Raw genomic sequence first — 13,970 nt, 5'->3', positions numbered from 1 at the left:
CCCTCCGTGTTCTTCGTCCCTGTCCCCACGGGCGGCCCCGGCCGTCCCCAAGAGAGAGTGTGAGAGTGCTCGTACTCGTCGCTCCCGGCCAGGGCGCCCAGACGCCCTGCTTCCTGACCCCCTGGCTCGAACTGCCCGGTGCCCGTGACCGCGTCGCCGCGTGGTCGGACGCCATCGGGCTGGACCTGGTCCACTACGGCACCGAGGCCGACGCCGACGCCATCCGGGACACCGCGGTGGCCCAGCCGCTGCTGGTGGCCGCCGGGATCCTGTCCGCCGCGGCACTCGGTGACATTCCCGGGTTCGCGCCGGGCGCGGTCGCCGGTCACAGCGTCGGCGAGATCACCGCCGCCGCCTTCGCCGGAGTCCTGGACGACACCGCCGCCCTGCGCCTGGTCCGCGAGCGGGGTCTGGCGATGGCCGACGCCGCCGCGATCACCGAGACCGGCATGTCGGCGCTGCTCGGCGGCGACCCGGACACGTCGATCGCGCACCTGGAGAAGCTGGGCCTGACCCCGGCGAACATCAACGGCGCGGGCCAGATCGTCGCCGCGGGCACGCTGGAGCAGCTGGCCGCGCTGGCCGAGGACAAGCCCGAGGGCGTCCGCAAGGTCGTCCCGCTGAAGGTCGCCGGCGCCTTCCACACCCGCCACATGGCCCCGGCCGTCGACACGCTGGCCAAGGCCGCCGCGAAGCTGACGCCCGCCGACCCGAACGTCACCTACGTCTCCAACAAGGACGGCCGGAAGGTCGGGAGCGGCGCCGAGGTCCTCGATCGGCTCGTCGGCCAGGTCGCCAACCCCGTGCGCTGGGACCTGTGCATGGAGACGTTCAAGGAGCTGGGCGTCACCGCGCTCATCGAGGTCTGCCCGGGCGGCACGCTCACCGGCCTGGCCAAGCGCGCGCTGCCCGGTGTCACGACGCTCGCTCTGAAGACCCCCGACGATCTCGACGCGGCCCGCGAGCTCATCTCCGAGCACGCCGGCGCCGGCGCCTAAGGAGCCGTAGATGGCGAAGATCAAGCCCAGCAAGGGCGCCCCGTATGCGCGCATCCTCGGTGTCGGCGGCTACCGGCCGACCCGGGTGGTGCCCAACGAGGTGATCCTGGAGAAGATCGACTCGTCCGACGAGTGGATCCGCTCGCGCTCCGGCATCGAGACGCGGCACTGGGCCGGCCCCGAGGAGACCGTCGCCGCGATGTCCGTCGAGGCCGCCGGCAAGGCGATCGCGGACGCCGGCATCGACGCCGAGCAGATCGGCGCCGTGGTCGTCTCGACCGTGTCGCACTTCAGCCAGACCCCGGCCGTCGCCACCGAGATCGCCGACAAGCTGGGCACCGACAAGGCCGCCGCCTTCGACATCTCGGCGGGCTGCGCGGGCTTCGGCTACGGCCTGACGCTCGCCAAGGGCATGGTCGTGGAGGGTTCCGCCGAGTACGTGCTCGTCATCGGCGTGGAGCGGCTCAGCGACCTGACCGACCTGGAGGACCGGGCCACGGCCTTCCTGTTCGGCGACGGCGCCGGCGCGGTCGTCGTCGGCCCCTCGCAGGAGCCGGGCATCGGCCCGACCGTGTGGGGCTCCGAGGGCGACAAGTCGGAGACCATCAAGCAGACCATCCCGTGGGACCGTTTCCGGATCGGCGACGTCTCCGAGCTTCCGGTGGACAGCGACGGCAACGTCAAGTTCCCCGCGATCACGCAGGAAGGCCAGGCGGTGTTCCGCTGGGCCGTGTTCGAGATGGCGAAGGTCGCCCAGCAGGCGCTGGACGCGGCCGGGATCAGCCCGGACGACCTGGACGTCTTCATCCCGCACCAGGCCAATGTGCGGATCATCGACTCGATGGTGAAGACTCTCAAACTGCCGGAGCACGTCACGGTCGCCCGTGACATCCGCACCACCGGCAACACCTCGGCCGCCTCGATCCCGCTCGCGATGGAGCGGCTCCTGGCGACCGGGGAGGCGAAGAGCGGCGACACCGCGCTCGTCATCGGATTCGGGGCGGGTCTCGTGTACGCCGCCACGGTCGTTACCCTCCCCTAGGCACTCCGTGCCGGATCATGCGATCCGGCAGGGGGACAACTGCCACAAACCGTCTGGAACATCAAGAAGGAGCGCCAAGATGGCCGCCACTGAGAAGGAGATCGTCGACGGTCTCGCCGAGATCGTGAACGAGATCGCCGGGATCCCCGTCGAGGACGTCCAGCTGGACAAGTCCTTCACCGACGACCTGGACGTCGACTCGCTGTCCATGGTCGAGGTCGTCGTCGCCGCCGAGGAGCGCTTCGACGTGAAGATCCCGGACGAGGACGTCAAGAACCTCAAGACGGTCGGCGACGCGACCGAGTACATCCTCAAGCACCAGGCCTGAGCCACCCCTCAGTCCCGCTGCTAGGCCCCGCCACCCGGCGGTGTTTCGCCGTAGATTCCCGCATCCGTTGGAGAAAGAATTCCCGTGAGCCCGACCAATCGCACCGTGGTCGTCACCGGTATCGGCGCAACCACACCGCTGGGTGGCGACGCAGCGTCGTTCTGGCAGGCCCTCGTCGCCGGCACGTCCGGCGTCAGCCCCCTGGAGCAGGAGTGGGCGGCCGACCTGCCGGTCCGTATCGCCGCGCAGATCGCCGTCGAACCGACCGAGATCATCCCCCGCCCGCAGGCCCGCAAGCTGGACCGGTCCGCGCAGTTCGCGCTGATCGCCGCTCAGGAGGCCTGGAAGGACGCCGGTTTCACCGCCAAGGCCGGTGAGGACCCGTCCGTGAACCCCGACCGGCTGGGTGCGGTCGTCGCCTCCGGCATCGGCGGCGTGACGACCCTCCTGGACCAGTACGACGTCCTCAAGGACAAGGGCGTACGCCGTGTCTCCCCGCACACCGTGCCGATGCTGATGCCCAACTCCCCGGCGGCCAACGTCGGCATCGAGCTGGGCGCCCGCGCGGGCGTGCACACCCCGGTCTCGGCCTGCGCCTCGGGCGCGGAGGCCATCGGGTACGCGATCGAGATGATCCGCACCGGGCGTGCGGACGTGGTCGTGGCCGGTGGTACCGAGGCCGCCATCCACCCGCTGCCCATCGCCGCGTTCGGCAACATGATGGCGATGAGCAAGAACAACGACGACCCACAGGGCGCCTCGCGTCCCTACGACTCCGGCCGCGACGGCTTCGTGCTCGGCGAGGGTGCCGGTGTGATCGTCCTGGAGTCCGAGGAGCACGCGAAGGCCCGCGGCGCCCGGATCTACGTCGAGGCGGTCGGCCAGGGCATCTCCGCCGACGCCCACCACATCACGCAGCCCGAGCCGTCCGGCAACGGCATCGCGCACGCGCTGCAGAACCTGCTGGACAACACCGACCTGAAGCCGGCCGAGGTCGTGCACGTGAACGCGCACGCCACCTCGACGCCGCAGGGTGACGTGGCCGAGATCAAGGCGCTGCGCAAGGTGTTCGGCGACGACGTCGACCACATGGCGATCTCCGCGACCAAGTCGATGACCGGGCATCTGCTCGGTGGCGCCGGCGGTATCGAGACGGTCGCGTCGATCCTGGCGCTCGTGAACCGTACGGCTCCGCCGACGATCAACCTGGAGAACCTCGACCCCGAGGTCAACGCGGACGTCGTCCGCGGCGAGGCCCGTCAGCTGCCCGAGGGCCGCATCGCCGCGCTGAACGACTCGTTCGGCTTCGGCGGGCACAACGTGGTGCTGGCGTTCCGCACCATCTGACACACGGCAGAGGAAGGGCCCCCACCGGCTGGTGGGGGCCCTTCCTCATGTGCTGAATGTGCTGGATGTGCTGATGCTCACACCACTGCTGATGCTCACACCACTGCTGATGCTCACACCACCTGATGCAGCCAGCGCACCGGAGCTCCCTCGCCCGCGTACCGGAACGGCTCCAGTTCGTCGTCCCACGGCTTGCCCAGGAGCTTGGCGAGTTCGGCCTCCAGGTCGGTCTCGCCGCGCTGGCTGCGCTGGAGGGCGGCGCGCAGGCGGTCCTCGGGGATGAGGATGTCGCCGTGGATGCCGGTGACCGCGTGGAAGATGCCGAGGTCGGGGGTGCAGCTGTAGCGCTCGCCCTCGGCGGTCGGGCAGGGCTCGGCCGTGACCTCGAAGCGGAGCAGATGCCAGCCGCGCAGGGCCGAGGCCAGCTTGGACGCCGTACCCGCCTCGCCCTGCCAGGAGAACTCCGAACGCCAGGTGCCGGGGGCCGCGGGCTGCCGGATCCAGTCGAGGTTGACGCGCGTGCCGAGCACCCCCGCGACCGCCCACTCGACGTGCGGGCACAGCGCGCGCGGCGCGGAGTGCACGTACAGAACTCCACGTGTCGTCACCGGAACCTCCGGACAGAGCGGGACATCTTGCGGACTGGCTGGCGGCAGTGGCGCGACGGCCGCGTTCATGGCGAGGCTACCTTGCGGCGGCGCAAGGAGTGTGACGTACCGTCGGTCCCAGTGCCAGGAAACCTCTGCCATTCACCCAGGGGGACGCTTGTACGGGGGTGCGCCGTTCCAGCGCGCCCGGCCGGGAACCCTCGCACGTTGTTATGGGAGGAAGCACAGAGGCAGTACAGAGGCAGCACTGACGAAGGCCCGGGGCACCGGGTCGGACGACGAGGGGACCGGCAGGGGATGCGGAAGCCGAGCAGCCGTACGCGAGCCGCTCTCGCCCTGGTGGCGGCCGCCGCGCTGGGAGTCGCGGGATGCGACGCGAGCGGCGGCAGCGCGCCCGCGCCGGAGAGCACCAAGGCGCGCGCCGTGCGGCCCGCCCCGGTGTGGGACCGCAGCCCGGCCTCGATCGCCGCGGTCGGCGACTCCATCACGCGCGGCTTCGACGCGTGCACGGTGCTGTCGGACTGCCCCGAGGTGTCGTGGGCGACGGGCAGCGACGCCGAGGTGGACAGCCTGGCGGTGCGGCTGCTGGGCGTGTCGGGCGCGGCGGAGCGCAGCTGGAACTACGCGGTGACCGGGGCCCGGATGGCGGACCTGCCGGAGCAGATGGCCCAGGCGGCGGCGCACAGCCCCCAGTTGGTGACGGTCATGGCGGGCGCCAATGACGCCTGCCGCGCCTCGGCGTCGGCGATGACCCCGGTGGCCGCCTTCCGCGCGGACTTCGAGGAGGCGCTGCGCACGCTGCGCAAGGAGTCACCGAAGACGCAGGTGTACGTGGCGAGCGTGCCGAACCTGAAGCGGCTGTGGTCCGAGGGCCGCACCAATCCGCTGGGCAAGCAGGTGTGGAAGCTCGGCATCTGCCCGTCGATGCTGTCCGACGCGGACGACCTGACGAGCGCGGCCACCCGGCGCCGGGACCAGGTGCAGCGGCGGGTGGTCGAGTACAACAAGGTGCTGAAGGAGGTCTGCGCCAAGGACCGCAGCTGCCGCTTCGACGACAACGCTGTCTACGACTACGACTTCGGCACCGACCAGCTCAGCCACTGGGACTGGTTCCACCCCAGCAAGGACGGCCAGGCGCGGCTCGCGGAGATCGCCTACAAGACGATCACGTCCGTGACCTAGGGTTTCCCACATGAATGAACTTTTCGGCACACTTTCCGACGGCACCCCCGTGCACCGCTGGACGCTGGAGCGGGGCGGTGTGCGCGTGCGCGTGTTGTCGTACGGCGGGATCGTGCAGTCGGTCGAGGTCCCGGACCGGGAGGGGCGGACCGCCGACGTGGTGCTGGGCTTCTCCGACCTGGACGGCTATCTGCAGCACCCGGAGCCGTATCTGGGGGCGCTGGTGGGACGGTACGCCAACCGCATCGCGGGCGCCCGCTTCCCGCTCGACGGCTACACCTACGCCCTCGCGCCGAACAACAGCCCGAACTCGCTGCACGGTGGTGAGCGTGGTTTCGACAAGCGGGTGTGGGAGGTGACGCCGATTCGGCACGGCGTCCGCCTGAGCCGGGTCAGCCCCCACGGTGAGGAGGGGTTCCCCGGCCGGCTGGAGGTGACGGCGACGTACACGCTCGACGCGTCGGGCGCGCTGGGCCTCACCTACGAGGCGGTCACGGACGCGCCGACCGTCGTCAACCTCACCCATCACGGGTACTGGAACCTGGCCGGTTCCGGCCACGCGGGCGGGCATGAACTGCGGCTGGCCGCGTCCCGGTTCACTCCGGTGGACGCCGACCTGATCCCGACCGGGGTGCTGGAGGACGTCAACGGCTCGCGTTTCGACTTCCGCACCGCCCGCAAGACCGGCTCGGGCTACGACCACAACTTCGTCCTGGACAAGGGCGTCACCGAGACCCCTCAGCAGGTCGCCGAGCTGCACGACCCGGGCTCCGGCCGCACCCTGACGGTCTCGACCACCGAACCGGGCCTCCAGCTCTACACCGCCGACCACCTCCCGTCCCCCTTCGCCCCCGGTGACGGCATCGCCCTGGAGACCCAGCACTTCCCGGACTCCCCGAACCGGCCGGAGTTTCCGAGCACGGTGCTGAGGCCGGGCGAGGTGTTCCGGTCGGAGACGGTGTACGCGTTCTCGGCTCGTTAGACGCGCTCCCCGCGCATCCTCTTCGCCGCCTTGCCCAGCAAGGTCATCGCCCCCCAGCAGACCAGCACAGCCGCGCCCCCGCCCACGGCGGGTCCCACGGCGTGCCCCTTGATGCCCTCCCCCGTCACCGTCGTGGCCAGCACGAAGAGGATCGAGTACAGGCTCCGGCCGACCTTCGCGCCGGCCGGAATCACCTGGAGCAGCTGCGGGATCGTGGTCGCGGCGGCCAGGGCCATGCCGAAGGGCAACGCCGCGGCGGTCATCAGCGCGCCGAAGCCGAAGGAGTTGCCGTACGCGCCCCAGGCGGCGCCCCGGTAGAGCAGATAGCCGGTCGCGGCGAGGGACAGCAGGACCAGCAGGCCGGTGAGGTAGGCGGCCTGGGTGGCGGCCTTGCGGGCGCCCGGCAGATGGGCGGCCGGGGAACGCCAGGCGTCCGCCGTGATGAGCCGCAGCTGCCGCTTGAGGCCCTGCATCTGCAGCAGCGAGTAGACACCGAAGGTCAGCAGGCCCAGTCCGACGAGCGCGGCGGCGAAGCCGAGGGGCTTCTGTGTGATGCCGTAGTGCACACCGCCGAAGGTGAGCGGAAGGCCGAGCACCATGCCGTAGGCCATGGGCTTGGACTTCTCCTGGATCTTCTGCGCCAGCTCGCGCTGGGCCGGGGTGAGGTTCGGATCCAGCCGCATCCGCCCCTCACCGGCCTCCTGGTCGTGGGACGGCGCGTGCGGCTGGGCGTGCTGCTGGGGCGGATAGGGCTGCTGAGGCTGATACTGCTGCTGCGGATACGGCTGGTGCGGCGGGTACGGCTGCTGATACTGCGGCTGCTGCCCAGGCGGGTACGGCTGCTGATACTGCGGCTGCTGTCCATAGGGCCCGTACGGTCCCGCCGACGGCTGCTGTCCGTACGGTCCCGCCGGCGGTTGCTGGCCGTACGGCCCCGGCTGCTGCCCTGGATACATGCTGTCTCTCCCCCGTGCCCGTGCCCGGTGTGTCCGGTGTTCTCGCGGGCCGGGAGTCTGCCACACCCTCCTGGCCGCCATGAGCCCCGGTCCGGAGGTCAGGTCCCGGACCGGGGCTGCTGAGGGGGGACTTGTCCCGGATCAGACGTTAATCGGCCTGGCGAGCCTGCGGTCGGCGATCGAGCGTCCGGCGGTGATCTCGTACGAACCCTTCACAAGCGACCACGTCTTCGCCTCCTCGTCCCAGACCTCGAAGGCGCGGCGCGGCAGCGTGACCGTCACCTCGGCACTCTCGCCGGGCCCGGCCTCTGCGGAGGCGAAGCCGGCGAGCCAGCGGGCCGGGCGCTCGGGGTCGGGCCCGGCCAGGGAGACGTAGATCTGGACGACCTCACGGCCGGGTCGGTCGCCGGTGTTGCGCAGCCGGACGCGGGCCGTGGTGCCGTCGGCCGCCGGGGAGATGTCGAGGGACTCGTAGGTCCAGTCGGTGTAGCCGAGGCCGTGGCCGAAGGGGTACGCCGGGGTGCGGCCGGCCTTCTCCCAGGCGCGGTAGCCGATGAACACACCCTCGGAGTACCGCAGTTCTCCGTCGGCCGGGACGACCTGGGTGACCGGGGCGTCGGCGAGGGAGCCCCAGGTGGTGGGGAGGCGGCCGCCGGGCTCGTGGGCGCCGGTGAGGACGTCGGCGAGGGCGGCGCCGCCCTCCTGGCCGGGGAACCAGGTCAGCAGGACGGCGGCGACGTCGTCCCGCCAGGGAAGCTCCACCGGGGAGCCGGAGTTGACGACCACGACGGTGTTCGGGTTGGCGGCGGCGACCGCGCGGACCAGGTCGTCCTGGTGGCCGGGCAGGTGGAGGTCGGTGCGGTCGAAGCCCTCGGACTCGACGCGGTCGGTGGTGGCGACCATGACGACGGCCGTGTCGGCGGCACGGGCGGCCTCGACGGCCTCGGCGATCAGCGCATCGGCGGCGCGCTCGGGCTCGGCGTGGGCGAGGGCGAAGGTGACGACCCGCATGGGGATGTCGTCGGGGAGCTGGACGACGTAGGTGAGGGAGACGTCGACGGTTTCGCCGGCGGTGAGTTCGGCCTGGGCGCGGGGTACGGGGGCGCCGAAGAAGGCCTCGAAGGGGTCGTCCTGGTCGGGGCGCTGGACGTCGTCGAAGTAGGTGGTGCCGTCGACGGTGAGCGTGAAGGCGCCCATGCCCTTGATGCCGAAGGTGTGCGGGCCGGACTCGCGGGGGGTGAAGGTGCCGGTCAGCTCGACGGTGTGCAGGGTGTCGTGGGTGACGCCGTCGGGGAGGTCCGAGCCCATCCACTGGATCAGGCCGCCGGGGGTCGGCCGGGTGCCGATGACCTGGCCGTCGGTGTCGCGGCAGACGGCGGTCAGGCTGAATCCCCCGTCGGCGACGGCGAGTTCGGTGGCCGGGTCGGCGCCGACGGCGTAGCTGAGCGTGCCTTCGGGGAGGGCGGCGGTGAGGCCGTCGAGCGGGGAGACGACGTGGGCCGGGAAGACGGTGGCGGAGCCGCCGCCGAGGACGCGGGCGTCGCGGGCGGCGGCGCCGATCAGGGCCACGGTGCCGTTCGGCTTCAGCGGCAGGGCGCCGCGTTCGTTGCGGACGAGGACGAAGGAGCGGCGGGCGATCTCTCGGGCCAGTCCGATGCCGTCGACGGTCTCGGGCAGCTCGGTGACGACGGGTTCGGCGCCGTCGAGGATCCCCACGCGGGCGGCGAGCCGCAGCACGCGCCGTACGGCGGCGTCGACGGTGGCCTCGGCGACCTTGCCGTCCCGGACGGCCCCGGCGAGGGCGGCGCCGTAGACGGTGCGCGGGCCGGGCATCGCCACGTCCAGGCCGCCGTTGATGTCGGCGACGGTGTCGCGGGCGGCCATCCAGTCGGAGACGTTGACGCCGTCGAAGCCCCACTCCCCGCGCAGGACTTCGTTGACGAGGTGGTGGTGCGCGGTCATGGTCGTGCCGTTGACCGTGTTGTAGGCGGTCATGATGCCCCAGGGGCGGGCGCCGGCGACGATCGCCTCGAAGGGGGCCAGATACAGCTCGCGCAGGGCGCGTTCGGAGACCAGGTTGTTCACGGTGAAGCGGTCGGTCTCGGCGTCGTTGGCGACGAAGTGCTTGACGGTGGTGCCGACCCCGCCGGACTGCACCCCGGTGACGTACCCCGCCCCGATCCGGCCCGTCAGGTACGGATCCTCGCTGTAGGCCTCGAAGTGCCGTCCGCCGAGCGGTGAGCGGTGCAGGTTGACCGTGGGGGCGAGCAGGACGTGCACGCCCTTGCGGCGGGCCTCCTGGGCGAGCAGCACGCCTGCACGGCGGGCGAGTCCGGGGTCCCAGGCGGCGGCGAGCGCGGTCGGCGAGGGCAGGGCGACGGAGGGGTCGTCGGCGCTCCAGCGCACGCCCCGGACACCGATCGGCCCGTCGGACATGACCAGCGGCCCCAGGCCGATCTCGGGGAGGGCGGAGAGGGTCCACATGTCCTGTCCGGCCAGCAGCCGGGCCTTGGCATCGAGGTCGAGCCGCCGCAGCGCCGCCTCCACGACCGCCTCGCGCGCCTGATCGGCCGGGGTTCCCACCATCGCTGTGCCTCCTCGCTGAAGTCCACGGGCCCCTCCATCCTGCCTGGGTCGCCCGCGAAGGAGTCGTGACCGCTACCGTCAATTTCGATGCCCCCGCAGTACCAGTGGCTGCTGGCCCCGGAGTCGGTTGACATGCCGCGGGCGTTCCGGGACCTTCTCCGGCTCCTGGGTGAGCGGGCGGGCCGAGGCCGCGTCCTGCGCTGAGCGGACCTGGTGAAGTCCACTGCGGTTCGGCAGCTCCCTCAAGGGGCGCGGGGCCGCGTTTGACAGCGGCTCCGCCGCGATGGGGTACCTCCCTGCTCGAACGAAGTTGAGAGCTTGGGGGAGCGACCAGCCACGACGGCGCCGCAGCCGGACGACGGCCCGTCGCCGCACCTCCAGCGGAGCGCTCAGGCGGGTACGACGGCCGCCACGACCTCGATCTCCACCTGCGCCTCCGGCCGGAACAGCCGCGGCACCTCGAACGTCATGCTCGTCGGCGCGGTCCCCGTGAGGAACTCGCGGCGCACGGAGCCGTATTCGTCGAGCTTGGTGATGTCGGTGAGATAGGTGCGGATGTTGATGACGTCCGCGAGGCTCGCCCCCTGGGACGCCAGCAGGGCGTCGATCGTCTCGAAGACGCCCCGGGTCTGCTCGGCCAGGGTCTCCCCCGCCGCGATCTGGCCCGACAGGAACAACAGGACGCTGCCATCGGCCTGTTCGACGCGGGCGACCTGGGAGTAGTAGGCGTTGGCGGGCTGCGGGGCGCCGGCGGGGTTGGTGAGGGTGACGTTCATCGGGGGCCTTTCCGGATGCGGGTGACGGCTCGGGCGATGTCGGCGCGGGTCAGCGCGGGGTCCTCGGCGGCCTGCCGGAAGTGCGCCGACACGGCTTCGGCGACCGGGAGTCGAGCGGCGCCCGTCGCGATCCCCAGGTCCTTCACGGCGAGCTCGGTGGCGAAGTGCACGTCCTCGGCGAAGGCACGGCCGACCACGCCGCCGAGGGGGCTCGCCGCCAGGGCCGCGCGGGCGGTGTCGCCGTCGAGGCCGAACGTGTCGGCGAGCCGGAGCGCCTCCGCGACGATGCCGACGCCACCGATCACCGCCGTGTTGACGACGAGTTTGAGGGCCGCGCCCGAGCCGAGCGGTCCGGTGCGGGTGACCGTGCCGAGGTGGGCGAGGACCGGCTCGACGGCCGTGACGTCGCCACCCGCGAGGATGCCGAGCGTGCCGTCGGCGGCCCGGTCCGTACTGCCCATGACCGGCGCGTCGACCAGCAGCACGCCATCCTTCAGCCGCCCGCCCACCTCCCTCACGGCGTCCGGCCCCACGGTGGACATCTCGACCCAGGCCGTGCCGGGCCGCAGCTCCGGCACGACGGCGTCGGCCACGGCGGTCAGCGCGTCCGGCCCTGCGAGCATCGTGAGGACGACGTCCGCGTGCCGCACGGCCTGCGCGGGCGACCCGGCGAGCACGGCGCCCTCGGCGACGAGCGGTTCGGCCCTGGCCGGGGTGCGGTTCCAGACGGTGAGCGGGTACCCGGCCGCGAGCAGCCGGCGGGCCATGGGGGCGCCCATGTGCCCCAGCCCCAGAAAGGCGATCTTCTGCATGCCGTCGACGCTAGGAGCCGCCCTGCGATGCGACAAGCGAGTCAATAGCATCGCTGCCATGCCAAATTCGCATACCGCTGTTCCTGCCGCCGAGCCGCCCGACCTGAACACGGTCTGGCTGCGCGTGTTTCTGGAGGTGGCGCGGCACGGTTCGTTCACGGTGGCCGCGCGGACGCTGGGCTGGACCCAGTCGGCGGTGTCCCGGCAGATCTCCGCGCTGGAGTCGGCACTCGGCGGCGGTCCGCTCTTCGACCGGCTGCCGCGGGGCGTACGGCTCACCGAGGCCGGCCGGACCCTGGTCCCGCACGCCGAGGCCGTGACCGAGTCGCTGCGGGGCGCGGCGCGCGAGCTGGCCGAGCTGCGCGCGGCGGCGGGCGGGCGGCTGCGGTTCGGCGCGTTCGCCACCGCCGACGCGGCCCTCGTCCCGCATGCGCTGGCCGCCTTCCGCGCCCGCCGTCCGCACGTCCGCGTCTCCCGCGAGGAGGGCCTCTCCCCCGCCCTGCTGGACCGGCTCACGGCCGGCCATCTCGACCTCGCGGTGGTCTCCACGACGGGCCGCGCCCCGCTGGAGACGTACGCGCTGCACCATCTGCTCGACGAGACCCTGTACGTCGCCGTCCCCGCGGACCATCCGCTCACCGCGGCCGACGGCCCGGTACGGCTGGCCCGGCTCGCCGACGCCGACTGGATCGCCGGCAGCTCCCGCCCCGAGGGCACGCTGCTCGACGCGGCCGTACGGCAGGGCTTCCGGCCGCGCGTCGCGCACGTCGTCGCCGAGTGGACCGCCAAACAGGGGTACGTCGCCGCCGGCCTGGGCGTCACCCTGGTCCCGGCGCTGGCCGCCGCGTCCCTGCGCCCGGACGTCGCCCTGCTCCCCGTACACCCGGAGGACGCCCCACGGCGGGGGGTCTACGCGGCGACGGTGCGGGGCAGTTCCCTGACGCCAGCGGCGCAGGCCTTCATCGGGGCGCTGCGGGAGGCGGCGGCACTGATCCCGGCGTGACGCCCCCGGGACGGAACTCGCCGTCGGCAGTGACCCGGGCGGAGCCCTCCCCGCTCTCTTCCACGTCCTCCCCCAACAACTCCCGCGCCAGCATCGTCGCCCCCGCCACCGCCCCCGGCATCAGGAACACCGCGACGAACGGCACCAGGAAGGCCAGGCCGAGGGGGGTGCCGAAGCCCCAGACCAGGGTCTTGCGGGAGCGGAGCAGGGTGAGGCGGGCGCGCAGGTCGACGCCCCGGCGCTGGAAGGCCACGGCGGTCAGTTCCTCGGTGAGGAAGAAGCCGGTGACGAAGAAGCCGAGCACGGGGACGACGGTCTGGCCGACGAACGGCAGGAGGCCCAGGGCGAAGAGCAGTACGCCCCACAGCGCGGCCCGCACCAGCACCCGCAGGCTGTCCCGCGCCGAGATCCACAGCTCACGCCAGAACGGGAGGTCCGAGCGCGGGGCGGTGCCGTCGGGCGAGACGTCGGCGTCGACCTGTTCCGACAGGCTCTCGTAGAAGGGGTCGCCGATCAGCAGGGTGACGGCCGTGAAGGTCAGCACGGCCAGCAGCAGGCCGAGGGCGAACAGGACGGCGGTCAGGAAGCCGCGGAACAGGCCCTGCCAGGGGCTCGACCAGTCGTCCGCGAACGGTGTCGCCCAGGTGACCGCGTCCGCGCCCCACAGGGCGAGCGCGACCAGCGCCGCGACGTACAGCACGAGGGTGATCAGCCCCGGCAGCAGCCCGAAGCCGTACTGCCTGCCGTGCCGGCTCACCCAGCGCTGGCCCTTCAGCAGATGACCGAACCCCACCCCGAGATCACGCATGGCGAAGACTTTACGCGTCCAGCATCCGCCGCAGCAGATCGCGCAGCGAGCGCCGCTCCTCCTCGGAGAGCCCGGCGAGGGGTTCGCGGGCGAAGCGCAGGCCCTCGCGCAGGTCCTTGGCCATGCGCAGGCCGTCGTCCGTGGCGGCGGCCAGCTTCACCCGGCGGTCGGCGGGGTCGGGGCGCCGCTCGACCAGGCCGCGGGACTCCAGGCGGTCGACGATCCCGGTCACGTTGGACGGCTCGCACTTCAGCTTCTGCGCCAGCTTCCGCATGGGCAGCGGCTCCAGCGAGAGCAGGCTGAGCAGCCGGGCCTGCGGGCCGGTCAGCGTGTGCTCGCCCGCCGCCTTCTCGTAGTCCGCGTAGAAGCGGGCCACGACGTCTCCGATCAGCTCGACGACCTCCAGGGTCAGGGCGTCGGGCCGGCGGGTGTTCGATGGACTGGACGGAGTGGACATGGGCTCCAGGATACCCCGTTACTTGACATCCTGAAATATTCAGGAGCATGGTTGTTTCAGGTACTGAAATATTTGCAGTCGTAGT

14 protein-coding genes are annotated in these 13,970 nt (G+C 72.1%); 7 read left to right on the top strand and 7 right to left on the bottom strand.

Annotated features, from left to right (window positions below):
- The first annotated feature begins 65 nt into the window (after positions 1-65).
- The 4 genes from O1G22_RS29070 (at position 66) to fabF (ending at position 3,715) form a co-directional block, all read left to right on the top strand.
- Positions 66-998 (top strand): ACP S-malonyltransferase, encoded by a 933-nt coding sequence (locus O1G22_RS29070; RefSeq protein ID WP_270084022.1) that lies wholly within the window; start codon positions 66-68, stop codon positions 996-998.
- Between the two features lie 10 nt (positions 999-1,008).
- Entirely contained in the window at positions 1,009-2,040 is a 1,032-nt protein-coding gene (locus tag O1G22_RS29065; protein WP_225096969.1) for a ketoacyl-ACP synthase III, read from the top strand.
- A 79-nt stretch (positions 2,041-2,119) separates the two neighbouring features.
- A complete protein-coding gene (locus tag O1G22_RS29060; protein WP_225096968.1) occupies positions 2,120-2,368 on the top strand; it encodes an acyl carrier protein in 249 nt (82 codons plus the stop codon).
- An 84-nt stretch (positions 2,369-2,452) separates the two neighbouring features.
- On the top strand, positions 2,453-3,715 hold the full coding sequence (gene fabF, locus O1G22_RS29055) for a beta-ketoacyl-ACP synthase II (protein ID WP_270084021.1): 1,263 nt from the start codon (positions 2,453-2,455) through the stop codon (positions 3,713-3,715).
- 113 nt (positions 3,716-3,828) lie between these two features.
- Here fabF and O1G22_RS29050 read toward each other — a convergent pair whose 3' ends face one another.
- Positions 3,829-4,323, bottom strand: a complete 495-nt coding sequence (locus O1G22_RS29050) for a DUF3145 domain-containing protein (protein WP_225096966.1) — start codon at positions 4,321-4,323, stop codon at positions 3,829-3,831.
- Positions 4,324-4,620: 297 nt separating this feature from the next.
- Here O1G22_RS29050 and O1G22_RS29045 point away from each other — a divergent pair, with 297 nt between their 5' ends.
- Both O1G22_RS29045 and O1G22_RS29040 read left to right on the top strand, forming a co-directional pair.
- Positions 4,621-5,505, top strand: a complete 885-nt coding sequence (locus O1G22_RS29045; protein WP_270084020.1) for an SGNH/GDSL hydrolase family protein — start codon at positions 4,621-4,623, stop codon at positions 5,503-5,505.
- A 10-nt stretch (positions 5,506-5,515) separates the two neighbouring features.
- Complete coding sequence (locus tag O1G22_RS29040; protein WP_270084019.1) at positions 5,516-6,487, top strand: aldose epimerase family protein; 972 nt, start codon at positions 5,516-5,518, stop codon at positions 6,485-6,487.
- Here the strand turns inward: O1G22_RS29040 and O1G22_RS29035 are convergent.
- From O1G22_RS29035 to O1G22_RS29020, 4 genes are all read right to left on the bottom strand, one after another.
- Positions 6,484-7,443, bottom strand: coding sequence for a hypothetical protein (locus O1G22_RS29035; RefSeq protein ID WP_270084018.1), 960 nt, complete (start codon positions 7,441-7,443; stop codon positions 6,484-6,486). The genes O1G22_RS29040 and O1G22_RS29035 overlap by 4 nt on opposite strands.
- A gap of 141 nt (positions 7,444-7,584) precedes the next feature.
- The gene (locus O1G22_RS29030) at positions 7,585-10,029 is read right to left on the bottom strand and encodes a beta-glucosidase H (protein ID WP_270084017.1); all 2,445 of its coding nucleotides are present in this window, start codon (positions 10,027-10,029) and stop codon (positions 7,585-7,587) included.
- Between the two features lie 389 nt (positions 10,030-10,418).
- Positions 10,419-10,805, bottom strand: a complete 387-nt coding sequence (locus O1G22_RS29025) for a RidA family protein (protein WP_270084016.1) — start codon at positions 10,803-10,805, stop codon at positions 10,419-10,421.
- Positions 10,802-11,617 (bottom strand): NAD(P)-dependent oxidoreductase, encoded by an 816-nt coding sequence (locus O1G22_RS29020; protein WP_270084015.1) that lies wholly within the window; start codon positions 11,615-11,617, stop codon positions 10,802-10,804. The genes O1G22_RS29025 and O1G22_RS29020 overlap by 4 nt, the downstream gene beginning before the upstream one ends.
- 58 nt (positions 11,618-11,675) lie before the next feature.
- On the opposite strand from O1G22_RS29020, the gene O1G22_RS29015 reads away from it, so the two are divergent.
- The gene (locus tag O1G22_RS29015) at positions 11,676-12,620 is read left to right on the top strand and encodes a LysR family transcriptional regulator (RefSeq protein WP_270084014.1); all 945 of its coding nucleotides are present in this window, start codon (positions 11,676-11,678) and stop codon (positions 12,618-12,620) included.
- Here O1G22_RS29015 and O1G22_RS29010 read toward each other — a convergent pair.
- Together O1G22_RS29010 and O1G22_RS29005 are read right to left on the bottom strand one after the other, a co-directional pair.
- Entirely contained in the window at positions 12,577-13,428 is an 852-nt protein-coding gene (locus tag O1G22_RS29010; RefSeq protein WP_270084013.1) for an EI24 domain-containing protein, read from the bottom strand. The two genes, O1G22_RS29015 and O1G22_RS29010, sit on opposite strands and share 44 nt — an antisense overlap.
- 10 nt (positions 13,429-13,438) lie before the next feature.
- Positions 13,439-13,885, bottom strand: coding sequence for a MarR family winged helix-turn-helix transcriptional regulator (locus O1G22_RS29005; RefSeq protein WP_270084012.1), 447 nt, complete (start codon positions 13,883-13,885; stop codon positions 13,439-13,441).
- Positions 13,886-13,970: the final 85 nt, after the last annotated feature.

The sequence above is a fragment of the Streptomyces camelliae genome (assembly GCF_027625935.1).
GTDB classification, from domain to species: domain Bacteria; phylum Actinomycetota; class Actinomycetes; order Streptomycetales; family Streptomycetaceae; genus Streptomyces; species Streptomyces camelliae.
This window is presented reverse-complemented; position numbering and strand designations above follow the sequence as displayed.

What these genes read in the sequence shown, in the direction of transcription:
- O1G22_RS29015 (WP_270084014.1), top strand. Translation starts at nt 11,676, where the DNA reads ATGCCAAATTCGCATACCGCTGTTCCTGCCGCCGAGCCGCCCGACCTG.
- O1G22_RS29025 (WP_270084016.1), bottom strand. Translation starts at nt 10,805, where the DNA reads ATGAACGTCACCCTCACCAACCCCGCCGGCGCCCCGCAGCCCGCCAAC.
- O1G22_RS29035 (WP_270084018.1), bottom strand. Translation starts at nt 7,443, where the DNA reads ATGTATCCAGGGCAGCAGCCGGGGCCGTACGGCCAGCAACCGCCGGCG.
- O1G22_RS29030 (WP_270084017.1), bottom strand. Translation starts at nt 10,029, where the DNA reads ATGGTGGGAACCCCGGCCGATCAGGCGCGCGAGGCGGTCGTGGAGGCG.
- O1G22_RS29045 (WP_270084020.1), top strand. Translation starts at nt 4,621, where the DNA reads ATGCGGAAGCCGAGCAGCCGTACGCGAGCCGCTCTCGCCCTGGTGGCG.
- O1G22_RS29005 (WP_270084012.1), bottom strand. Translation starts at nt 13,885, where the DNA reads ATGTCCACTCCGTCCAGTCCATCGAACACCCGCCGGCCCGACGCCCTG.
- O1G22_RS29060 (WP_225096968.1), top strand. Translation starts at nt 2,120, where the DNA reads ATGGCCGCCACTGAGAAGGAGATCGTCGACGGTCTCGCCGAGATCGTG.
- O1G22_RS29010 (WP_270084013.1), bottom strand. Translation starts at nt 13,428, where the DNA reads ATGCGTGATCTCGGGGTGGGGTTCGGTCATCTGCTGAAGGGCCAGCGC.
- O1G22_RS29065 (WP_225096969.1), top strand. Translation starts at nt 1,009, where the DNA reads ATGGCGAAGATCAAGCCCAGCAAGGGCGCCCCGTATGCGCGCATCCTC.
- O1G22_RS29020 (WP_270084015.1), bottom strand. Translation starts at nt 11,617, where the DNA reads ATGCAGAAGATCGCCTTTCTGGGGCTGGGGCACATGGGCGCCCCCATG.
- O1G22_RS29040 (WP_270084019.1), top strand. Translation starts at nt 5,516, where the DNA reads ATGAATGAACTTTTCGGCACACTTTCCGACGGCACCCCCGTGCACCGC.